The organism is Pedobacter sp. B4-66 (assembly GCF_018492665.1).
In the GTDB taxonomy this organism is placed as follows: domain Bacteria; phylum Bacteroidota; class Bacteroidia; order Sphingobacteriales; family Sphingobacteriaceae; genus Pedobacter.
The window spans coordinates 572,401-596,326 of record NZ_JAFVME010000001.1 but is presented as its reverse complement, the minus strand read 5'-3'; the positions used below and the strand labels follow the sequence as shown (position 1 = coordinate 596,326).

19 protein-coding genes are annotated in these 23,926 nt (G+C 37.4%); 9 read left to right on the top strand and 10 right to left on the bottom strand.

Translation table 11 applies throughout. The annotated features are described in order from the left end of the window. The first annotated feature begins 13 nt into the window (after positions 1–13). On the top strand, positions 14–2,821 hold the full coding sequence (locus J1905_RS02395) for a TonB-dependent receptor (protein ID WP_214225568.1): 2,808 nt from the start codon (positions 14–16) through the stop codon (positions 2,819–2,821). On the opposite strand, the gene J1905_RS02390 is transcribed toward J1905_RS02395, so the two are convergent. The 10 genes from J1905_RS02390 to hisG all read right to left on the bottom strand — a co-directional run bounded on the left by J1905_RS02390 (position 2,818) and on the right by hisG (position 11,447). Continuing rightward, on the bottom strand, positions 2,818–3,720 hold the full coding sequence (locus tag J1905_RS02390) for a WD40 repeat domain-containing protein (RefSeq protein ID WP_214225567.1): 903 nt from the start codon (positions 3,718–3,720) through the stop codon (positions 2,818–2,820). The two genes, J1905_RS02395 and J1905_RS02390, sit on opposite strands and share 4 nt — an antisense overlap. Beyond that, complete coding sequence (gene hisIE, locus J1905_RS02385) at positions 3,720–4,310, bottom strand: bifunctional phosphoribosyl-AMP cyclohydrolase/phosphoribosyl-ATP diphosphatase HisIE (protein ID WP_214225566.1); 591 nt, start codon at positions 4,308–4,310, stop codon at positions 3,720–3,722. The genes J1905_RS02390 and hisIE overlap by 1 nt, the downstream gene beginning before the upstream one ends. Further along, positions 4,301–4,813: a GNAT family N-acetyltransferase gene (locus J1905_RS02380; protein ID WP_214225565.1), complete on the bottom strand. Its 513-nt coding sequence runs from the start codon at positions 4,811–4,813 to the stop codon at positions 4,301–4,303. Before J1905_RS02380 ends, hisIE begins: the two co-directional genes overlap by 10 nt. Before the next feature lie 4 nt (positions 4,814–4,817). After that, positions 4,818–5,573 (bottom strand): imidazole glycerol phosphate synthase subunit HisF, encoded by a 756-nt coding sequence (gene hisF, locus J1905_RS02375; RefSeq protein WP_173092553.1) that lies wholly within the window; start codon positions 5,571–5,573, stop codon positions 4,818–4,820. Positions 5,574–5,576: 3 nt separating this feature from the next. After that, positions 5,577–6,326, bottom strand: coding sequence for a 1-(5-phosphoribosyl)-5-[(5-phosphoribosylamino)methylideneamino]imidazole-4-carboxamide isomerase (gene hisA / locus J1905_RS02370; RefSeq protein ID WP_108203543.1), 750 nt, complete (start codon positions 6,324–6,326; stop codon positions 5,577–5,579). A 1-nt stretch (position 6,327) separates the two neighbouring features. Beyond that, entirely contained in the window at positions 6,328–6,921 is a 594-nt protein-coding gene (hisH, locus tag J1905_RS02365; protein WP_214225564.1) for an imidazole glycerol phosphate synthase subunit HisH, read from the bottom strand. Between the two features lie 70 nt (positions 6,922–6,991). Further along, on the bottom strand, positions 6,992–8,125 hold the full coding sequence (gene hisB, locus J1905_RS02360) for a bifunctional histidinol-phosphatase/imidazoleglycerol-phosphate dehydratase HisB (RefSeq protein WP_214225563.1): 1,134 nt from the start codon (positions 8,123–8,125) through the stop codon (positions 6,992–6,994). A gap of 10 nt (positions 8,126–8,135) precedes the next feature. Then, positions 8,136–9,194 carry a histidinol-phosphate transaminase gene (gene hisC / locus J1905_RS02355; RefSeq protein ID WP_214225562.1) on the bottom strand — a complete coding sequence of 353 codons (1,059 nt, stop codon included), beginning with the start codon at positions 9,192–9,194 and terminating at the stop codon, positions 8,136–8,138. Positions 9,195–9,243: 49 nt separating this feature from the next. Continuing rightward, the gene (gene hisD / locus J1905_RS02350; protein ID WP_214225561.1) at positions 9,244–10,527 is read right to left on the bottom strand and encodes a histidinol dehydrogenase; all 1,284 of its coding nucleotides are present in this window, start codon (positions 10,525–10,527) and stop codon (positions 9,244–9,246) included. A gap of 68 nt (positions 10,528–10,595) precedes the next feature. Continuing rightward, a complete protein-coding gene (gene hisG, locus J1905_RS02345) occupies positions 10,596–11,447 on the bottom strand; it encodes an ATP phosphoribosyltransferase (RefSeq protein WP_214225560.1) in 852 nt (283 codons plus the stop codon). A 544-nt stretch (positions 11,448–11,991) separates the two neighbouring features. Here hisG and J1905_RS02340 point away from each other — a divergent pair. The 8 genes from J1905_RS02340 (at position 11,992) to J1905_RS02305 (ending at position 23,880) form a co-directional block, all read left to right on the top strand. Next, positions 11,992–12,603 carry an RNA polymerase sigma factor gene (locus J1905_RS02340; RefSeq protein ID WP_350027959.1) on the top strand — a complete coding sequence of 204 codons (612 nt, stop codon included), beginning with the start codon at positions 11,992–11,994 and terminating at the stop codon, positions 12,601–12,603. Between the two features lie 110 nt (positions 12,604–12,713). Beyond that, positions 12,714–13,862, top strand: coding sequence for a FecR family protein (locus J1905_RS02335; protein WP_214225559.1), 1,149 nt, complete (start codon positions 12,714–12,716; stop codon positions 13,860–13,862). A 9-nt stretch (positions 13,863–13,871) separates the two neighbouring features. After that, positions 13,872–15,350, top strand: coding sequence for a carboxypeptidase-like regulatory domain-containing protein (locus tag J1905_RS02330; protein WP_214225558.1), 1,479 nt, complete (start codon positions 13,872–13,874; stop codon positions 15,348–15,350). 242 nt (positions 15,351–15,592) lie between these two features. Further along, positions 15,593–18,214 carry an outer membrane beta-barrel protein gene (locus J1905_RS02325; protein WP_214225557.1) on the top strand — a complete coding sequence of 874 codons (2,622 nt, stop codon included), beginning with the start codon at positions 15,593–15,595 and terminating at the stop codon, positions 18,212–18,214. Between the two features lie 92 nt (positions 18,215–18,306). Beyond that, positions 18,307–19,884, top strand: coding sequence for a L,D-transpeptidase family protein (locus J1905_RS02320; RefSeq protein WP_250317967.1), 1,578 nt, complete (start codon positions 18,307–18,309; stop codon positions 19,882–19,884). A gap of 21 nt (positions 19,885–19,905) precedes the next feature. Beyond that, complete coding sequence (locus J1905_RS02315; protein WP_214225556.1) at positions 19,906–21,951, top strand: vWA domain-containing protein; 2,046 nt, start codon at positions 19,906–19,908, stop codon at positions 21,949–21,951. Next, positions 21,948–23,210: a dihydroorotase gene (locus J1905_RS02310; protein ID WP_214225555.1), complete on the top strand. Its 1,263-nt coding sequence runs from the start codon at positions 21,948–21,950 to the stop codon at positions 23,208–23,210. The genes J1905_RS02315 and J1905_RS02310 overlap by 4 nt, the downstream gene beginning before the upstream one ends. Beyond that, a complete protein-coding gene (locus J1905_RS02305; protein WP_214225554.1) occupies positions 23,203–23,880 on the top strand; it encodes a hypothetical protein in 678 nt (225 codons plus the stop codon). The genes J1905_RS02310 and J1905_RS02305 overlap by 8 nt, the downstream gene beginning before the upstream one ends. The last annotated feature ends 46 nt before the right edge of the window (positions 23,881–23,926 follow it).

Sequence of the window (23,926 nt, the reverse complement as noted above, 5' to 3'; positions counted from 1 at the left end):
AAACGCTTTCATATTGACCAAATATTTAACCATTATAAGCTTACAGATCTTTATGCTAGGATGTTTTATTACTTCCAGGGCCCAAAAAAAAGACTCTACTTATGTAGGGGCAATAGAGGGGGTAGTAAAGGATTCCGTTCACAATTATGTACTCCGATCTGCAACGCTTTCCGTTTATAAAGCCGGTGATGATAAACTGATCAGTTACCAGTTGTCTAACAACTTTGGTAAGTTTCAGTTCAAAGAGCTTCCTGTTGGCATTAAATTAAATATACTAATGAGTTATGTTGGATACCAGGTTTACAAGAAGGAGTTTGTAATTCCGGCAGATTCCAGAGTACTAGATCTAAAGATGCTTATTGCAGAACGAGCAGAGAATAATCTGGAGGAAGTAAAGATTGTTGCTCAAAAAGCTCCAGTAGAAATGAAGGGGGATACATTGGTATTTAATGCGGATGCATTTAAGCTGGATACCAATGCTACTGTAGAGGATTTACTTCGTAAGCTTGCCGGAGTAACAGTATGGAGCGATGGATTGATTACTGTAAATGGAAAGAAAATAAGTAATCTTTATGTCGAAGGGAAGCCCTTTTTTGGTGGCGACCCTAAAATAGCCATCCAAAATCTTCCTAAAAATGTAGTAGAGAAAATCCAGGTCTATGAAAACAAGGAGAGTCCGGATAAGGTAAATCCTGATGTAAATATGAATATTGTGCTAAAGAAGGATAAAAAGAGTGGTCTTTTTGGTAAGATAGGAGGTGGTTATGGTACCGATAAGAGATATGCTATAGATGGTATGCTTAATGGTTATACCCCCAAGACGCAGGTAGGTATTATAGGTACACACAATAATGTTAACAAAACGGCCAATAATGTTCAATCACTTATGGCGAATAGCTCTTACAAAGGCGAAGGAACAAACTATGAATATCAGTCTGACTTTCGTCAGCGTGGACTAAACATATTTACCTCCGCAGGTTTTACCCTTGCTCATGAGTTTGGTAAGCCAGACCGCCTTAATACTAGTTACTTCTTTTCTAATTCCGACAATGATCTTAAAGAACAGGTTCACACAGTTGAAAGCTTAAATGACGGAAATCAACTTATCAGAGATAATGTTGGAACATCAAAAAATGTAAATAGAAGTCATAATTTTAATTCTTCTTACAATCATTCCTCAGACGAAAGAAATATAGATGCAAATTTTAACATTAGGAACAGCATTAATAATAGTATCAACACTCAAACTGCTGTTGGCCTTAATAATGCAACTGGAGAGGCTAGCCAAAATGCAGCGCGGCAGGAAAATAGTGGAGACCAACGGACAATTGATGTAAATCTAAAGCTTTCCAATAAAAATTCATATCTAAATTCGAGTAACAAACAGGCAAAGTTTGATACACAATATGCTTATAGCAATACCTCTGGTAGTAATAATAGTAAGCGAACCACAGATTTTAGTACTTCCGACCCATCGCAGAATGAAAATTTCAACAGGCAATACAATACCAGTTTTAACAATTCAGTACATACTATCAATTTAACTGTACCGAATGTCGGGCCGCTTTCTCTTAGGTATTTAGGTGTGAACATGGAGTTTAAAAATGCATTGAAGGTTAATGATAATAAGGAAACTGCTGTAGTTGGCGATCTGGATAATACTATTGGGTATGTTAAGAATAGCTACTTGACCAATAAAAGTAATTACAGTACACTCAGTGAAAAACCGGTAATAGGCTTTTCAAAAAGCTTTAGAAAGTACTTAGATAATCGTTATTATAAAACACTTAGAGTGAGCCTGTTTACCGAAGGTGAGGTCTTTTATCAGAAAAATGCATCTGAAAAGGTATTTCAGCGATTTAGTGAATTCAATTTTCGCTTTCTCCCATCTGTGTTCGTTGACTATACGCACAATAAAGCGAGCACGTTTAATAGAACCTACAGTTTAAATTATACTACTTCTGCGAACTATCCAAATGTATACCAGTTAGCTCCTTTAACTGATAGTTCGAATGTATATTTTCTCCATTATGGGAATGCTAACCTTAAATCTGATTATAAACAGAGGCTTGAATTTGGTTTTGAACATAATGGAACAAGGGTAGGAAGTACTGGACGTTTAAATCTTAGATTTTGGATAAGTAAGATTGGTAATTATATTGGCGATAGCAGCAGGTATGATGCTCTGGGTAGAAGAATGCACTACAATGTTAACGTAAATGGCTATCAGGATGTAGGATATAGAGCTGAATGGCAACAGGCATTTAAAATGAAAGCGAACCTTTTGGAGCTTACGTTTGCAAGTGAATTAAACTACGCAAATACACCAGCTTACATCAATGGCGATGAAGTACTACAAAAAAACCTGACTACTTACAATCGGCTTAGGTTATCGTACAATTTCAATTCACTGATTGGCTTTTCTGGTTCTCAGTCAATTTCTACAGGTACTACTAAGCAGGAAGGAAATGTGAATTACAGTTATAAGAATTTCGGAACCACTGGTGGAATGAGCGTGGTATGGCCTAAGAGCCTATACTGGAATACGAATATTAACTTCAATAGAAGCACGTCTAATTATTCAAAACCCATCGATTTTGCTATCTGGAATGCAAGTATTGCCTACAGGTTCTTAAAAGGAGAGAATGCTGAAATCAAGGTTTCTGCATTAGATTTATTGGGGCAGAATAAAAGTATCATCAACTATGGTTATAATAATAGCATTTCAACCGGTTCGGTTAATGTATTGCAGCAGTATTTTATGCTAACATTGGCTTATTATCCCCGTTTTTTTGGAAGTACCGAAAAGAAAAAACCTTAAGAATTAAACTCCCATACCATTACCTGTCTATCGTCTCCGGTGGAGATCAGGTATTGGCCATCTGAGCTCCAGATGAGTTTGTTGATGGAGTGAAAATGCCCTTCGGTATTCTTTTCTAAACTAAGGATCTTATATAATTTAAAATCATTAGAACCCCATAGCTTAATGCTCTTGTCCTGACTGCAGGTAGCAAAATAAGGCTGGGTAGGATGGAAGGCAATGCTGTATACGCTAAACATGTGTGCGGCGATGTTATTTACCAATTGATAATCAGGCAAGCTCCACACTTTTAATTGTGCGTCTCGTCCACCTGAGATTAAAGATAATCCATCTGGAGTGTACTGCAATGAAGTAATTGGCAACTTATGACTGCTTAGCTCGATATTTAAGCTGTAATCCAAAGAATTGTAAACTCTGATAATTCCATCTTTACATCCAAAAGCAACTTCTTCTTCCGAATTGCTTACCGCAATGGTACGTACTGTATTCTGTAAAATAGGGAAATTGTATAGTAAAGAGAAATCAGTTAGTGACCATACAGCAACTGTTCCATCTTCTCCGGTACTTAAAAGTTCGTTTTTATAAGCAATGGTTTTCAGGTCGAATACTCCCTTTTGGTGATGACTTAATGTGGCTATAGTTTGCTGAAGCTTTATGTCAAACACCAGGATTAAACCACTTCTTTGCGCTATAAAAAGCAAATCTTTATAGCTATGTAAAGCATAAACAGAACTTTGTACGGGCACCAGAACCTTCACAAAGGTCATTGTTTTTAATGACCATTCAACTACCCCCTTGTCGTTACCGGCACTAAAAAAGACATCTTCTTTTGTTGCAGGGCTTGCAAGTGCATATATGGGGTTTTGGTGACCGCTAAGTGTATGTAAATGCTTTAACATTATTTACTATGTCTGCCTTTTAGGTTTAAGCCAATATCAGCAAGGGTTTTGCCCTTTTCTCTAAGTAAAACCAATAGGTGGAAGATCAAATCTGAGCTTTCGTTAACAAAATCTACATCAGTTTCTGCCAACGCGGCGATAACGGTTTCAACGCCTTCTTCACCTACTTTTTGTGCGATCTTATTAAGGCCTTTTGCGCGAAGTTTATTTACATAAGACTCCTCTGAAGGGTTCTCATAACGATCGGCAATGATCTGCTCTAATTCAAAGATAAAGTTCTGGTTGTAGTCAGTTTTAAAGCAGCTACGAGAGCCTGTATGGCATGTTGGGCCAACCGGAGTAGCTTTTATAAGGATCGTATCATTATCGCAATCGATATGGGTTTCCTTTACAAAAAGGAAGTTTCCGCTTTCTTCACCTTTGGTCCATAGCCTGTTTTTGCTGCGCGAAAAGAAAGTAACTTTCCCTTCAGTAAGCGTTTTGTCCCATGCTTCTTGGTTCATATAACCCAGCATTAAAACTTCCAGGGTATGTACATCCTGTATAATAACAGGTACTAAACCCTGTGTTTTTTCAAAATCTATTTCCATTCTGATTTTTTGATCTTGTAAATCACCCCAGGCTTATTGCCGCAAGGTTCATCTGTGTCATATTTCATTCCAAGCTTTTTGAATACGTTTATTGATGCCGTATTCTCAATCATGGCAGTTCCAATTATCTCTTCTAATTCTAAGGTATTAAAGCCATAATCGAGACAAACTATGGCTGCCTCAGTAGCATAACCCTTACCCCAGTGCTTTTTTAATAGTCGATAACCTATATCGAACTTACCAGTTTCTTCGAGATATTTCAATCCACACCATCCGATATATTCATCACTGGCTTTGTCAAATAGGCTTAAACGACCGGTTTTATATTTCTCGTACTGATCATAATTCTCAATAAGATTAAGTGCATCATCAATACTGGTAAACATCACATCACCTGTATACTGAATCACTTCAATATCACTGTTTAAAAGAAAGAGGTTTTGTGCATCTGTAACCTTCATTTCTTTTAAATACAGTCTTTCTGATGATAATGCTATTTCCATTGATTTACAACCTTACGGGTATATTGTGTTTCTTTAATTCGCTCTTTAAATAGGGTATAGGGATCTCGCCGAAGTGAAAAACCGATGCTGCCAAAGCTGCATCAACACCTGTCTCTAAAAATACTTCTGTAAAATGTTCAACCTTACCGGCACCACCTGATGCAATTACAGGGATGTTGATAGATCGCGCTACCTTATCAAGCAAAGAACAGTCAAAGCCGTTTTTGGTGCCATCATGATCCATTGAAGTCAATAAGATCTCTCCGGCTCCTAAGCTTTCAGCTTTAAGAATCCAGTCCTCAGTTTCCAGTTCAGTAATCAGTCGTCCGCCATTAAGGTGAACCATGTTTTTGCCATCTACCAACTTTGTGTCAACAGCCACAACTACAAACTGAACACCAAAAGCTTTAGCCAAATCCTCAATTAATTTAGGGTTTCTGACTGCTGCGGAGTTGATGCTGATTTTATCAGCGCCAGAATTTAATAAAGCCTCAGCATCAGCGATGGTTGTTATACCGCCACCAATAGTAAAGGGGATATTCAGCTGACGGGCAACTGATTTTACCATTTCTATCGTTGTGCCGCGTCTTTCATGTGTTGCGGTAATGTCTAAAAATACAAGCTCATCAGCCCCTTGTTGTGCATATTGCCAGGCAAGTTCAACCGGATCGCCTGCATCTTTTAAGTCGACAAAGTTTACACCTTTAACCGTGCGCCCATCTTTAACATCAAGGCATGGAATAATACGTTTGCTTAACATCGATTAAAGAGAAGTCATTTGCTTCAAATTCCATTGCTTAATCTCATCAATAGAAATCCTGTTTTCATATATTGCTTTACCAACAACAACTGAACGGATATCTAAAGCTGCCAACTCTTCAATATCAGCCATTGAACTGATGCCGCCAGAAGCAATTAGTTTAATAAACGGAGAGTGCTCCAATAGCTTTTTATACAAATCTACAGCTGCACCACCTAGTTTACCATCCTTGTTGATGTCTGTGCACAAGAACCTGAAAAAGCCAAGTTGTAAACATTTATCAACATAATCCATTAATTTAATGGGCGAGCTTTCCATCCAACCTGAGTATTTAATTACTTCGTCTAAAACGTCGATAGCAATAACAATACGGTTAGCATAGTCATATTTTTTGCCTACTTCAGTACTAAGATCTTTTAAGAAATCAGGGTTGGTAATGGCTTGTGTGCCTACAATAACACGGTGAATACCTGCATCAAGCAAATCTGTAACTTGCTTAATTGTACGTATACCACCTCCGTACTGCACACGCATGTCGGTTTTTCTAATGATGTCGAAAAGTTCTTTCTGGTTACTGAAATCGCCTTTTGCTCCATTTAAGTCAATAATATGTATGAATTCTGTACCATTAGACCGGTAAGTCTCTATCATTTCAGCGATGGAAACATCATATACTGTTTTTTGGTTATAATCACCTTCTCTAAGGCGAACAACCTTACCATCTAGAATATCAATTGCGGGAATTATGTACATTTTATTGTTTTAAGTTTGAAAAATTCTTTAATAAACGTTCTCCGGCGATACCAGATTTCTCTGGATGAAATTGTACGCCATAGAAATTATCCTTTTGCACTGCTGCAGAAAATGGCTTGCCATAATTTGCAGTTGCAATATCAAAAGTAGGGTTATATTCAATAAAGTACGAATGCACAAAGTAAAATTGTGTCAGATTCTCTACACCTTCAAACAAAGAATTGTTTTTATGGTTTATATTGTTCCAACCCATGTGCGGGATTTTAATCCCTTGATTCTTATCGAATAACCTTGTTTTAACGGGTACTATATTCATCATATCAGCATTTCCTTCTTCCGAATGTTCGGTAAGTAATTGCATACCAACACAGATGCCCAGTACCGGTTTTTTTAGTGCCTTAATTGGTGCTACTAGTCCTGTTTGTTCCAGTTTACTCATCGCCGCTCCGGCATGTCCTACACCTGGAATAATGATGTGGGTATATTTATCCAGATCAGCTTCTGTGTTTACCATCCCGAAAGGTATGTCTAGCCTTTCCAATGCAGAAGTAAGGGAAAAGATGTTGCCGGCGCCGTAGTTTACTATTCCAATCATTGTTTTAATTCTTAATTTTTCGTTCCTGTTACCTCTTATCTCGACGAAGGAGAGATGACGGCCGATATATTTACAATACTCCTTTAGTACTCGGTAGAACCAGCTTTTCAGCATCACGCTTAATGGCCATTTTAATCGCTTTAGCAAAAGCTTTAAATATTGCCTCAATCTTATGATGCTCATTATCGCCTTCGGCTTTAATATTCAGGTTGCATTTTGATGCATCACTAAATGATTTAAAGAAGTGATAAAACATCTCTGTAGGCATATCGCCAACCATTTCACGTTTAAAATCTGCTTCCCAAACAATCCAGTTGCGACCACCAAAGTCTATTGCAGCTTGTGCTAAGCAATCGTCCATTGGCAAGCAGAAACCATAACGCTCAAGACCAAGTTTGTTGCCTATAGCCTTAGCAAAAGCTTCTCCCAATGCAATACCGGTATCTTCAATAGTATGATGCTCATCAATATGTAAATCACCATTGGTCTTAATCTTTAAATCAATACTGCCATGACGCGCAATCTGGTCAAGCATGTGGTTAAAGAAGTTTAAGCCGGTATCAATATCTGCTTTACCTGTGCCATCAAGATCAATGCTAATGCTGATTTTGGTTTCATTTGTATTGCGTTCATGCGTAATTGTTCTTGTACCAGCCTTAAGCATAGTATAAATATCTACCCAATTTTGAGTTTTTAATGCAATAACATCACTTAAATGCTCTGCTTTTTCAAGTTTTTCATTAGCGCCGAGTTGCTCATTATTGCAAATCCAGATGGCTTTTGCACCAAGGTTTTTAGCTAAAATAACGTCGTTAATGCGATCGCCAAGTACAAATGAATTCTTTAAATCATATGCTTCGGTAAAGTAATGCTGCAATAAACCGGTATTAGGTTTACGTGTTATTGCGTTTTCATGCGCAAATGTTTTGTCGATGATTACCTCACTAAACTCAACACCTTCACCAGAAAAAGTATCCATAATGAAATTATGCACTGGCCAGAAATTCTCCTCGGGATGAGAATCAGTACCCAAACCATCTTGATTGGTTACCATTACCAGGTCATAGTCCAGCTCTGCTGCAATCTTAGAGAGATAGTACAGCGCTTTAGGGTAAAATTCTAATTTGGCAAATGAATCAATCTGCTCATCCGCGGGTTCTTTAATGAGTGTGCCATCGCGGTCTATAAATAATACTTTCTTCATGATTTGGGTTTTAGGCGTTAGATGGCTTTGATAGGGTTTTTAAAGCTTCTAAGAGGATTTCGTTTTCTTGGGTGGTTCCTATGGTGATGCGAAGACATCCTTCGCATAGCGATACTTTAGAGCGGTCTCTGACGATGATACCCTGATCTACCAGAGCATTGTACGTATTTAACGCTTCATCAACCTGTATTAGTATAAAATTAGCATCAGATGGATATACCTTTTTAACCATAGCAAGCTCGGCCAGATCAGTGCTTAATTTATCTCTTTCTGCAACAGTAATTTTAATCCAGTCGTTTACCTGTTCTATGTTTTCTAAAGCTTTCAAAGCAATGTCCTGAGTAGCCTGGTTGATGTTGTATGGAGGCTTAACTTTATTCAGTACATCGATAACCGGACGGGCGGCAAAAGCCATACCCAAACGTAGTGCTGCAAGACCCCATGCTTTAGAGAAAGTTTGTAATACAATCAGGTTCGGATACTCCGTTAATTCTTTAATAAACGTGCGTTGTTTTGCGTAGTTTATGTAAGCTTCATCTATCACAACCAAGCCATTGAAATTAGCCAATACCGTTTCAATATCTGTGCGGATAATTGAGTTTCCGGTCGGGTTGTTTGGCGAGCAAATAAAGATCAGTTTCGTGTGCTCATCGATAGCTTCAGCAATGCGCTCCAGGTCCAGTTGAAAGTTCGGTAACAAGTCAACTTTACGTATCTCAACGTTGTTGATGTTTGCCGAAACTTCGTACATACCATAGGTTGGAGGGAGGATGATTACATTGTCTTTTCCAGGCTCACAAAAGGCTCTGAAAAGAAGGTCAATTGCTTCATCACTTCCGTTTCCAAGGAAGGTGTTTTCGATTGGAACTCCTTTGATTTTGCTAATCGCATCTTTAAGGTCAAGCTGCAAAGGGTCAGGATAACGGTTGTAATTTTGATCTAATGGAGAGCCGTAGCTGTTCTCATTGGCATCCAAAAAGATACTTGCCTGCCCTTTATATTCATCCCTCGCAGTAGAGTAGGGGCGAAGGTTTTTAATGTTTTCTCTTTGTAATTTATTAATATCCATTGTACTTTTTTTAAGCGGTCGTCATGCCGGCGAAGGCCGGTATCACGGATTATTTCAATCTGATACTTATTGCATTTCTGTGTGCCCTTAAGCCTTCTGCTTCTGCAAGCACCTCAACAGTGGCTCCGATATTCTCCAAGCCCTTAGGATTGATGTGCTGGAAGGTGATCTTCTTTACAAACGAATCAAGCGAAACGCCTGAATAAGCTTTCGCAAAGCCACTTGTAGGCAAGGTATGGTTAGTTCCTGAAGCATAATCACCTGCGCTTTCCGGCGTTAAATTGCCTAAGAATACAGATCCTGCATTGGAAATCAGCGGTATAAGCTGCTCAAAATGATCTGTTGAAAGGATTAAGTGTTCAGGAGCATAAATGTTGCTGAATTCCATGCCTTGTTCCAGATCTTTAACCAATACAGCATATGAATTTGCTATTGCAAGGGCGGTTACATCTTTTCTTGGAAGTTCTTTGAGTTGAATTTCAACTTGTTCTAGTGTTTTAGTTATGATCTCGTTTGAGGTAGATGCTATAATAGTCTGACTATCAGCTCCATGTTCAGCTTGTGCAAGAAGGTCGGAAGCGATATATGACGGATTGGCAGTCTCGTCTGCAAGCACCAAAACCTCTGAAGGGCCAGCCGGCATATCAATTGCAGTCATCGTGGTCGACTGGATTAACTGCTTTGCCTGCGTTACATAACGGTTTCCCGGACCGAAGATTTTGTACACTTTAGGTACGCTCTCAGTTCCGTAAGCCATTGCTGCAACTGCTTGCGCACCTCCAACCAGATAGATCTTTTCGATCCCTAATTTCAATGCGCAATAAGCCAGATAGCAATTTGTTTTTCCATCCTTTTGAGGAGGAGAGCAAACCACAATCTCTTTGCATCCGGCAAGAGTAGCTGGTATCCCAAGCATCAAAAAAGTACTTGGTAAAACAGCAGATCCACCGGGGATGTAAAGGCCTACACGGTCGATAGCTCTTGTTTCGCGCCAGCAGGTAACACCGGGCATTGTTTCTATCTTCTCTTCCTTACTGGCTTGAGCTGCATGGAAGGTTCTTATGTTTTGATAGGCCGTGTCAATCGCTGCTTTTGCATCGGCAGGAATTGAAGAAGCTATTTCCTCAATCTCTTTTTTATCGATGAAGAGCTGCGGTAATTCAACCTGGTCAAACTGTTTCGCAAAGCTGAATAGGGCTTTGTCTCCGTCAGTTTTAACAGCATCAACTATGCTCTTAACACGGTCTTGTATGGTTGTGTCGTCTTCCAGCTGTCTTAAACAGATTGATTCAATCTCTTGTTTAGATAAATCAGTGTAACTGTAGATTTTCAAGTTGTTATATTTTAAGTTTAACTATTAGTTAATGATAAAATAAGCGTTTTTCTATTGCGATCTTATGATTAAGCAATGATTTTTTCAATTGGCATAACAACAATTCCTTGTGCGCCGGCTGCTTTAAGACTATTGATCTTTTCCCAGAAATCGTGCTCGGCAATTACCGAATGTACGGCAACCCACTCCTCATCAAACAACGGAACTACAGTCGGACTTTTTACACCAGGTAAAAGATCTACTACTTTTTTAAGGTTAGTTTTCGCCACATTAAGCACAACATACTTTGTCTCTTTAGCGCGCAGTACCGAACGGATGCGTTGCAACAATTCCTGAACTTCGGGTAGTAATTCTGAACCTTCTTTTCCAATCAAAACTGCTTCAGATTTCATCACTTCAGAGAATGGTTTTAGACCATTACTTTTCAAAGTTCCACCAGTAGAAACGATGTCGCAAATCGCATCACTTAGTCCCAAACCTGGACCAATTTCTACGGAGCCTGAAATGGTACGAACCTCAGCATTTACGTGATTATCTTTAAGGTATTTTTCAAGGATTACAGGGTAAGAAGTTGCGATGGCTTTACCTTCCAATTGTGCAATTTCTGTGATGTTCGCTTCGTTAGGAATTGCAATTTTAAGTGTGCATTTACCGAAGCCTAATTTTTGAAGATAGGTAACTTCTGATCCTGACTCAACGATTACGTTTTCGCCAACTATACCAAGATCTGCAATTCCATCCTGTACATATTCCGGGATATCATCGTCTCTTAAGAAAAGGATTTCTAAAGGGAAGTTGGTAACTGTTGATATTAATGAGCTTTTGTAGTTTTCGAAAGATAAACCACAATTTTTAAGGATCTCTACTGATTTTTCGTTTAGTCTACCCGATTTTTGGATAGCAATTTTAAGTGTTTTCAAATGTGCTTTTGATTATTATTGAATTGAACAAGAAAATAAGGTCGGAAACAAGTTTTGAAGTACAAAACATTACATATACATCGCCAATTGGCGATGGTGCAAATGTAAATGATGGTTCAAAACAGTGTTCATAATATTATTTAAGTTCCTTATCAACAATGACTAGCATCTTGAGGAGATGCAAATATATAGATTGAAATCGCAATTCCAAATAAAATTTGGTTTAAAATTAAGAAGTTCTTGATGAACCAAATAAAAACAGCCTCAAAGTTGCAGGGCAACCGCATTAAAATAGTTGCTCAAACTAATAGCAATAATAGCAACTCTGTGCTGGCCGGTATATGGATTTGTGCTGGCCAGTATTACAAAAGGACTTACATATGAGTATTAAAGGACTATTAGTCCTATAACAGTCCTTTAATAGCCCTTTGTCAGTCGAACTTTTAACTTAAACTGATTAGAGCCGGTGCAAGCAAGCCCGAAGAAATGATTATAATACTAACCGCAATTTTCTCACTAACGGGATTTTTATAGTTTGAGTATTGTGAAAATAGTTAACTTTAGAGAAGTAATTGAGATGTTAGACTATACCAAATATAACGAACATGAATTAATCCGGCTTTTTAAGCTAGGGGATGATGCTGCGTTTAAAGAAATCTACATTAGATACGATAAACCGCTTTACCTCTACGCATACCATAAATTAGGAAATAAAGAAGAATCGAGAGATATAGTGCAAGATGTTTTTGCCTGGATGCTAAACAACCGCGAAACTCTTGATTTAAAAACTACTTTATCCGGTTATCTCTACAAATCTGTTCTAAATAAAATCTTTAATGTTTTTAAGCATAGTGAGGTTTTACGAAGGTATGCGGATGAAGGGAATCACTACATAGATGTGGATAGTGATGGAACGGATTTCTTGATCAGAGAAAAAGATATTGCTGCAATGATTGAGAAGGAAATATCGGCGATGCCGCCGGGAATGCGAAAAGTTTATGAACTAAGAAGTAAACAATACATGTCGGCCAAAGATATTTCTGAACATTTAGGCGTTGCTGAATCTACTGTAAATACCCAGCTTAAAAGGGCAATGAAGCACTTAAAGCTAAAACTTGGATTTGTTGTTTATCTCATTTTTATAGTGAACTCCTAATCCGAAAAAAAATATTTTTATATGCTGTCCCCATTTGGTATTCCTGAGTTGTCTATATCTACAATAAGCGGAATCCTAAATTCTAATTAACAGGAAATCCTAATATGGCAATGGAAAAGAAAGATATTAAAGAAATTTTAAATAAAGTGAGTGCGGGTACTGCCACCTCTGAAGAAGAGTACACAGCCAAATATTGGCTGCACTATTTTTCTAAAGATGATATTCCTGCGCTTTCTGAAGATGAACTTAATCAGGAAACAGAAATAATTTATAATTCGCTGATGGATGGACGTACTCCTGCAAAAGTGAAGCGCTTATGGTATCCGGCAGTTGCTGCCGCTTGTCTGTTGATGATTCTAGGTGTCGGTTTGTTTTATTACAATCTGCAAAATACCGAGATACTCAAAAATGATGTGGTTGTAAACAAAATTCATGATGCAGCACCTGCTCAAAATACTGCAACTTTAACGTTGGCTAATGGGAAAAAGATTAGTCTTGCAGATGCACCAACTGGTCTAATTGCCGAACAAGCAGATGTTTCAATTTTTAAAACTGCAGATGGGAAATTAGTTTACAAAGCCAAATCTTCAACTGCAAGTACTAGTGAGTCTTTTTCTGAAAACTCAGGATTAAATACAATAACCACGGCAAGGGGACAGCAATATCAGGTTGAATTATCCGATGGATCAAAGATCTGGTTAAACGCAGCTTCATCATTTACCTTTTCTGCAACTTTTGCTTCGTTAAAGCAACGTAAGGTTGAGCTTAGCGGAGAGGCTTATTTTGAAGTTGCAAAAGATAAGGCTCATCCATTTATTGTGAAAACGGATAAACAGGAGGTTGAAGTACTGGGTACTCATTTTAATGTGAATTCGTATAGTGATGAAAATACAACCAAGACTACCTTGTTAGAAGGATCGGTTAAAGTATCAGATAAAAAAGAACAAAAGATTTTGCACCCGGGACAGGAATCGGTGGTGACAAACAATGCGCTTAGTGTTCAAAACGTAAATACCCAGGAAGCTGTGGCCTGGAAAAACGGAGATTTTATATTTGATAATGAAGATTTCGGAAGTATCCTTCGTCAGGTTGCCCGATGGTATAATGTTGAAATTATTGACAATGGAAACCATGAAGATCTTCATTTAAGCGGTACTGTATCGCGCTCAAAAAATATTTCGGCGGTATTAAAAGCGCTCGAAGTAACAGGGAAAGTTAAATTTAAAGTAGACGGGAACAGGGTTATAGTTATAAAATAGATGAGATTGATGTTTGCATTTTTCTTGGTCATGTTTCTGTCTTCGGGATTTTGCGCGAATGCACAGGGTATTACCTTGTCGCTGAAGGATACCGAATTGTCTTCTGTTTTTAAGGAAATAAGAAAACAGTGCAATTACGATTTTCTTTATGACAACTCCCTGCTTCAAGATTTAAAGCCGGTAAGTGTAACGGTTAAAAATGCAGGTATTGATTTAATATTGAGTACTGTTTTTGATGGGCTTCCAATCACCTACATCATTGAAAATAAAATTGTAATGATCACTGCTAAAGATAAGAATGAGGTTCTTCCGCCGCAGAGTTTGTATGCCATTTCGGGGGTGGTTAAAGATAAAAATGGTGAAACATTGCCTGGAGCAGGTATTCTGCTCAGTGGATATCAGACGGGAACCGTAGCAGATAACGAGGGTAAATTTGTTATCCGGAATTTAAAGGAGGGGAATTACAATGTTCTTGTTCAGATGATCGGTTACTTGCCTGCCAATCAAAATGTAACCATCATTAGTAAATCGGCCGATATAGAAATTATACTTCAGGAAAATGTTAAACAATTAAAGGAGGTTGTGATTACAGTGGATCCGAATAGGGAACAGCGACTTAAAACATTTACAGAAAGTTTTATTGGAACATCACCAAATTCTGAAAAATGTGAAATCATTAACCCTGAAGTAATTCAATTTGATTACGATGATGAAAAACATATACTGAAAGCAGCGGCGGACGAGTTTCTTGTGGTAGAAAATAAAGCACTTGGTTATAGGATAAAGTATCTGCTTAAGTACTTTCAGGAGGATGAAGAAACAAATGTTGTTTTGTTTTACGGCTATCCTTACTTTGAAGAAATTAAAGCAAGCAAATCAAAAACAAGAGGGTATCTAGAAAAAAGAAAGGTAGCATACCTTGGGTCTCCACAGCATTTTTTTAGGGCTCTGTATAGTAATTCTATTGATGAGGATGGCTTTGTTATAAATAAGCTTGTGAAGGCCCGAAATAAAGAGAAATATGCTGATACAGTTATTGATGAAAAGATTAGGTTTTTTTCGAATGTCAAAGGTAAGGAAATCAATTTTAGAACCAGAAAGGATTCATTAAGCCATTGGTCTGTTATGAAAAATCAATCGGATACGGTAGAGGTTCTGAATAGGGGCGAAGTACTAGTTGATACTCTGGTTAAGCAAAAGTTAAGTAGCTTAAAAAGCTTGAATTTTAAAGATGCTTTGTATATCATCTATAAAAATGAAAAGGAAACAAGAAGGTACGCCGACTATTCCGGCTTAAAAATTAGCCGACCATCGGAATACTCCAGATATCAGATCTCTTTGGTTTATCAATTAAAACCATCCATCAATTTTTATGAGAATGGGGGTATTTATGACCCTGGTTCATTGCTGTATGAAGGGTTTTGGGGATATGAAAAAGTTGCTGACATGGTGCCAATGGATTACGTTCTGCCTAAAAAAGAAGATTAAATATAAATGTTGATAAAAAAAACTAGTATAATGATATCCAGCGACTCTCAAGCGTAAAAGATCGGTGAGGCTGTTCAAAAAGTACAATCGTCCTGTTTGATAAGCCTCTTCCCGATCATGGTTTCTCACGACGGATGAACTTTAACAGAAATCATTTCAAGTGTGTCTTCTTGTAACATATTAATTACTATTAAAACGCTTTAGTATAGCTTAATGTACCTTTATGGAACACAAATAACCAAATGAACCATTTTATTAAATCAATTCTTGCATTTGTAATGCTTGCAGGCGCGTTTTTAAACGCCAAAGCGCAAAATTACACAGTCAAGGGAAGCGTATTAGATACCGCAGGATTACCATTGCCCGGTGCCGTTGTTAGAATTAACTGGGTTAAAGATAGTTTGGGTATTTCTGCTAATACCGACGGAAGCTTTATCTTCACGAAAGTTAAAGCAAAACAATTTACGCTGACAGCAGCTTTTATTGGTTTTGATACTTTTACCAAACAATACATCATTACACAGGGCAATAGTCTTGATATTTCTAATATTAAGTTAAAGCCAACTTCTAATACGCTGGATGCAGTAGTTATTTCGGGCGTGCCTCCCGTAAAAATCTCAGAAGATACTGTAAGCTTTAATGCTGCTTCTTTTCCGGTTAGGGAAGGTGATGCGGCAGATGAGATACTGAAAAAGCTACCGGGAATAAAGGTAGATAAGGATGGTAATGTAACCAATCAGGGAACACCTGTAACCAAAATTAAGGTGAATGGAAAAGATTTCTTTGGAACAGATGTAGCTACAGCTATCAAAAACTTACCGGCCGATATCATTAAAAATCTTCAGTTTATTGATGACTATGGTGATCAGGCAAAATTAACAGGGATAAAAACAGGTGAACCGGAAAAGGTGCTTAACCTAACCATACAGGAGGATAAGAAAAAAGGCTACTTTGCCCGCGCTCAGGGAGGTTTAGGTAACTTGGATAGATACAATAGTAGTTTCAGAGGGAACAGCATGAAGGGAGAGCGCCAACTTTCTTTTGATGGTACGGTAAACAATGCCAACCAAAGAGGCGGTGGTGATGGTATTACGACTAGAAATGCTGCGGGATTGAATTATAGAAACGAGTGGAGCCCTAAGCTTTCGGCTAATGCGAGTTATAATTTTGATAACTCCAAAAATAATACATCCAGTACAGCGCATACTCAGAACTTCCTGGACAATTACACGCGTTTAGAAAATTCGAGAAACGATAATTTAAACAATAGGTTTAATCACGATTTTAATGGTAATGTAGAGTATAAGCCTGATACCATGAATTTCTTTAAGGCAACCCCACAGATTTCTTACAATACAAATACAGGGAGTAATACAGGGTTTTCTGCTATTACACAGAACGATCTTGTTACCAACAGGAACAGTAATAATAGTAATACTTCCTCGAACTTATTCTTAAAAGTGAACTTGTTTTATAATCATAAGTTCGCAAAAAAGGGAAGGAACTTTAGCTATTGGGGTGGTGGAAATTATTCGAATGGTGATAATTTCAACAATGTATCTAATGATTATCTGATCAGTGAAGGTGGAGTTGATTCAACCAGATTGCAAAATCAATTAAACAATCAGAATAATAATAACCTTGGTCTTTATTCCGGGTTTTCTTACATGGAGCCCTTATGGAATAAAACATTTATTGAATTGAACTACAATTTTAGCAGGTCTGCTACTTCGAATGTTAGGGATACACGTGATGTAGTTTCAGGTGAGGAAGTGTTTAATCCTGATTTAAGTAATAGTTACGATTATCAGTTTATTACCAATAAGGTAGGGGTAAACTATCGCTATATTGGAGATAAGCTAAATTATACTTTAGGAGTAAACGGTCAACCTGCTGTTTTGAGGGGTCAAAATTTAAGTAAAGACGTTAGCACTATGCAAAAAACGTTTAACCTTATTCCTTCGGCAAGGATGGTGTATAAGTTTTCGAATCAGGAATCATTCGAGTTTAATTACTGGGGGCGTAACAACCAACCCGGGTTTTTCCAATTGCAGCCAATTGCCGATAACTCAAATCTTCAAAACGTGATTATAGGTAATCCTAATTTGAAACCCGAGTTTGTTAATAGTGTAAATGCAAGGTATAAGCAGTCGGATTGGAACAGGGGACACATGTTGTCGGCCGGTATTTCGTATAACCAAACGGGGGATAAAATTGTAACTACAAAGGTGCTTATTCCCAATACTGTAAATCAGGTAACCAGTTATACCAATACTGACGGGTTTTATAATTTGAATGCAGATTATAATTATTCAAAGCCTATTCTTGAGCGCAAGTTTACCATAGAGTATTCTGGCTGGGGGGCATTAAGGAATAATGTGGCTTTTATTGATGACAATAAGAATGTGGCTAAAAATGTGGAATGGAGACAGGAGCTTGGGTTTAGAGTTGATCTTGAAAATATAATTAACCTAAGACTTGAAGCATCTTATTCGCAAAACAAAACTACCTATTCACAGTCGGCATTTGTAGATCGTCAAACTAATCGTTTTCAATACGGATTAGAGGGGCGTAACTACTTTTTAAAAGACCTAACTGTAGGTTACGATTTTAGCAAACAGATTAATTCGGGCTTTGATAATTCTTTTGTAAGAAACCCCACAATCCTGCGCCTGTTTATGGAATATAAGTTTCTTAAAAAGGATATGGGTACTCTTAGATTGGATGGTTTTGATTTGTTTAATGAAAACTCGGGTATTTCGAGAGACGTTTTTGATAACATAATTGTCGATAGACAAGTGAACAGACTTGGAAGGTATTTTATGCTTTCATTTATATTTAAAGTAAGGAAGTTTGGAGGGTAAGGAGTAAGAGGTTGTCAGTTAAGTGGCACTTAATTTGTTTAGGTAAGTATTAAGTACAAAAAAAGCCTAAATTTGCCGCTAACTTACTTGCTTTGAAAAAAACTCTACTACTTGCTGTTCTCTTAATAATGATGCTTGCATCGTGTAATTGGTTTAAAGACGTACCTGAAGTTGGTAGCGTGTTATCCGATCACTTTAAAAATAAGCTGTACAAAAAATTCGATACTGCTGTTTATAATGTTGTTTTTAAGAAACACTTTGATTCCTTAAGCCCTAAGTTTTCTAACCCGAATACATTAAAGAATTATTATTATTCAAATGAATTTAAGCCGGAACTGGTTACTAAATTCTTTGTGAATGGGGGATTGGATAGTCTTAAAGAGTACATAGATAGGAGTGAGGAGCATGGGTTCAGCCCATCGTTGTTTAGAAATAAACAAATAGAGTCGCTATTGGCAACCTTGCACACCAATAAATTTAAGTCTATTGAAGAAGTATATCCTATCATTGCCGATCTTGAGCTTAATGCTGCGGAAGGCCTCATCAAATACAATAACTTTGTTTATTACGGTGTTGTCAATCCAAGGAAATTATTTAGCAGATATTATGTACCTGTAAAAAGACCTGATAGTTTAAGTGTAACTGCTGTTATTCAAACAAAGGACATTCAGAAATTACTAGCCAGTATTCAACCCTCTTCTCCGGATTATAAGGTATTCCAAAATAAACTTTCAAAATACAAAGCAGATTCCGGTAGTAAAAGCTATATGGTAAAAACCATTATGGTAAATATGGAACGTTTGCGTTGGAAGCTGCCAGAGCTTGGTGATGAGTATGTGCAAGTAAACATTCCTGATTTTTCACTTACCTGGTTTAAGAATCAGGATACACTTACGCAAATGAAGGTCTGTGTGGGAGGTAAGCGTGAAGAAGGGTATGCTGATAAGATTAAGCAATACCTGAAATCAGGAAATTTGGATGACAAGCCGAAAAATCATGAAACACCATTGTTGTATAGTAAACTTAACTCTATACAGGTAAATCCGGTGTGGAATATTCCTGCCAGCATAGCTCAAAGTGAGATTTACTGGCAGGCAGTTAGAGACCCGTATTACCTTTCGAACAGTAACATTAAAGTTTATTACAAGGGTAAGGAGGTAAGGGATCCTGATACCATACAATGGAGCAGGTATTCGCGAGAAAGTTTGCCTTTTCAATTTAAGCAAGGTTCGGGAGAGCGAAATGCTTTAGGTAAGTTTAAATTTATATTTGATAATGGATCGAGTATTTATTTGCACGATACCAATAATAAAAGTGCATTTGCTAAAACTAACCGTGCCATTAGCCACGGTTGTGTTCGTGTAGAAAATCCGTTACAATTTGCCGAAACTCTGGTTAAAGATAAGTACGAATATGATCAGTTAAGGATGGAAGTTAATCTGCCACCAATAGATACCACTAAAATGGAGGTGTTTAGGAAAAAAATGGCTAAAAAGACTGATACAGTAAATATTTTTAAATTAAGACCTAAGTGGTTTGGTGTTAAAAAGCCTGTTCCCTTGATCATCAATTACATAACCGCCTGGTCGCAAAATGGCACCCTTCAATTCCGACCAGATGTTTATAGTTTAGACGAAACTTTATGGGATGCTATGAAAAAATTCATGTAAAAGTTTTACCTTTGGTTTTTAATGAATTTCCTATACCCAGGTTTTCTTTTCGCTCTGCTGGCAATAGCCATACCTATTGTAATTCACTTATTTAATTTCAGAAAATTTAAGAAAGTATATTTTAGTAATGTACAGTTCTTAAAGGAGGCTAAAGAGCAAAATTCTTCTAGAGAAAAGCTTAAGAATCTACTTGTGCTTTTGTGCCGTGTATTGGCTATCGCATTTCTGGTATTGGCATTTGCCCGACCATTTATCCCATCAGGTAATAAACACAATCCGGGGCAACGAAATGTGATCAGTATTTATATTGACAATTCGTATAGTATGGAAACGGTAAACAAGGAGGGGAGTTTATTGGATGAGGCTAAACGGAAGGCAAAGGAAATTGCCAGGTCATACGATATCAATGATCAATTTCAATTGGTCACTAACGATTTTGAAGGTAAACATCAGCGTTTGGTTAATAAGGATGAGTTTATTCAGCTACTGGATGAAATAAAGATATCTGCCGCAAATAAAACCCTGCAACAAATACTTAACCGCCAACAGGCAAGTTTTGCTGCCAATAGAAACGAAATCTGCTATCTGCTTTCTGATTTTCAAACCACCTTTGCTGGCAATAAACCTTTGCAAGCTAACAAGGACATCAATTATACTTTTATTAAGTTAAATGCCAACAGCCTGCCAAATATCTCTGTTGATAGTGTTTGGAGCCTTTCTCCGGTACACCAACCAGGGCAAGCCGAGAAGGTTGTTGTTCAATTAAGAAATTACGGTGAAGAGGATGCCTCAGGCGTATCTTTAAAGCTAACCATAAACAAACAGCAAAAGGCCATTAGTAGTGTAAATGTTGAAGCCGGAAAATCTGTTAAGGATACATTATCATTTAGTGGATTGCAAAATGGCTGGCAAAAGGGCGTTATCAATATTAAGGATTTTCCTTTAACGTTTGATGATGACCTGAATTTTAGCTTTAAAGTAAGTAATGAACTGAAGGTGCTAAATATTGCAGGTAATCCTTCTGATAAATTTATTAAAGCACTCTTTGCCTCTGATAGTTATTTTAAGCTAACAGAAATGTCGGAATCCAATATTAAGTATTCCAGCTTTTCTGATTACAGTTTAATCATTTTAAGTGGACTAAAGGAACCTTCGTCAGGTTTGGCTCAACAGTTAAAAGGATATGTGCAAAACGGTGGGTCGGTGGTCGTGTTTCCAGACCTTGATGCAAATGTGGCTGTTTATACTTCGTTTTTAACCGGCTTGTCGTTGCCAGGAGTTCAACAATTAAATTCCGGAGTACCTGTTGCAAGCAGTATGGATTTAAAGAACTCCGTTTTTAAGGATGTATTTGATCAGATTCCTCAAAACATGGATCTTCCATTGGTAAACAGGTATTTCAGCTATGCAGAACAGAATACGAGTGCAAAAGAGAATATTTTACAGTTACCTTTAAATAAGCTACTGTTTGCAAAGTATACAGTGGGTGCAGGGAAAATATATCTTTCGGCCAGCTCATTAGATATTAAGGACAATAATCTGCCTAAGCATCCTGTATTTGTACCATTAATGTATAAAGTTGCGTTTGGAAGTGCAAAAGAGCAGCCATTGTATTATACTATAGGTTTGAACAACCTAATAGAAAGCGAAAAAATTAGCCTTTTGGCCAATCAGTCTTTAAAACTGGTATCTGATGATTTTGAGGTTATCCCGGAGGTACGACAAACACCAGGGAAAACTTTGCTATATGTAGCTGATCAGGTAAAGAAATCAGGCTTTTATGAATTGAAAAAAGCAGATTCTGTTTTAGCTGTTGTCGCATTTAACGATAACCGTACAGAATCTGATATGCATTACGCTACAGAAAACGAGCTTGGCAGCTTGTTTGGTAAACAAAAGGTGGCAGTATTTAATTCTAAAAAAGACGCACAATCATTGAATATCGAGACTAAAAATAGCAGCAGCGAATTATGGAAACTTTGCCTAATTTTAGCTATTGTTTTTTTAGCCGGCGAAATACTACTTATTAAATTCTTTAATAACATAAAAAACATAGAAAGATCATGAACCTTCTTATCACGGGCATAACCATTGCCGATCCAAACAGCCAGTTCAATCTAAAGAAATGTGATGTTCGTGTAGAACAAGGAAAGATAACGGCTATAGGGAATAATCTAACTGCTTCAAATAACGAACAAGTTTTTGATGGCGAGGGATCTATTCTTTCTCCGGGTTTCTTTGATTTAAACTGTTCAATTGGTGATCCTGGTTTCGAAACCAAAGAAGATATAAATACGGCAACTGCAGCTGCTAAAGCGGGTGGGTTTACAGGTATAGCTGTTTTGCCTAATACTAAGCCTGTGGTACAATCTAAAGCTGAGGTTGAGTACATCATTAACAGAGCTAAAAACAACCTTGTAGATATGTTGCCGATAGGAGCTGTTAGTCAGGGAATGGAAGGTAAAGAACTTGCTGAGCTTTACGATATGAAGCAAGCCGGTGCAGTAGCGTTTTCTGATGGTGGAAAGGCTATTGTTGATGATGGCTTTATGAGTCGTGCTTTACAATACGCACAAGGTTTTAACGGACTTTTAATGGTGTATCCTGAGAATAAATCCATCGCAGGAAAATCGCAGATTAATGAGAGTAAAACCAGTGTTTTACTAGGCATGAAGGGTGTGCCTACATTGGCAGAAGAAATGCACATTAGTAGAGACATCTTTTTAGCTACTTACCATGATGCTCCTGTACATATCAGCAATATCTCGACAGCAGGTTCTGTGGCACTTATAAAGAAAGCTAAGAAGGATGGTGTTAAGATAACTTGTGATGTTGCCGCCCATCATTTGGTGTTTACTGAAGAGTTGCTGAATGATTTTGATAGCAACTATAAGGTTAAACCGCCGTTGCGTGGTAAACCGGATGTTAAGGCATTGATTGCTGGTTTAAAAGAAGGAACTATTGATGCAGTAGGATCTCAGCATCGCCCACACGAAATAGAGTTTAAGGATGTCGAATTTGAAATCGCATCGTACGGTATCATTGCCCTGCAAACTGTTTTGCCTTTGCTTATTAAAGCAGGACTTGATGCTGGACAGATAGCTGAAAAACTTTCGGTAAATCCGCGTAAGTTATTAGGACTTGCAGTTCCTGTAATTGAAGAAGGTGCTGAAGCTAATTTTACAATATACAATCCTGCATTGCAATGGGAGTATACTATTGCCAACAACTATTCTAAATCAGCTAACACTCCATTATTAAATAAAAAACTGACCGGTAAAGTTCAACTGGTATATAATAACAAACAATTACAATCTTATGGATAATCATGTAAAAGTTGCGCTAATTGCATCGTTAGATAAATTCGCAGCAGTATCTGGTAATGACTCGGTTAAATTAGAGGAAAGCCTTGTTGAAGTATTTAGCAAAGACCTTGGCTTTTTAGAAAAAGTTGAAGAGTTTGATGAGGTTTTTGATGAACATCCGTCATTTGAAGAACTTAGAGAAGTTTTCTTTGATTTGTTGATGATCAATTTCTTTTCTAATGATATCAAGAAATTGGAAGAAGATTACCTGGAATCTGATGAATGGGCAGATATTGAAGAGGAAACAATTGATAGAGGTACAGAGTTATTAAACTTGTTACTATATATTAATGAATGTCATGATGAGCGCATAAAACCTGAACTAGGCGATTTCCTTAAAGAATTCTTATTAGTTGAGGAAGATGAGTTTCAGGATGAATTCCATATTTATGAAGACCTGATCAGCAATCAGAATTTGATTGAATCTAGTGTTGAAGATATTTGCGGTCATGCAGGCATGATTGAACTTGGTGAAGAAATGCAAGATCTTTTTGTTCCGTTCATGGTTTTCTTCCACCAGCCTAAAGCTAATGATAAGGTAATTAAAGAGCTTGAAGACTATAGTTCGAACAAAGAGTTTGATATTGCGGTATATACCTTAATCGCTAACTTTAATGCAGCTACAGCTTAGGCATTAGCTTTTATTATTAACTAATATATTAACGTTTATTTATAAC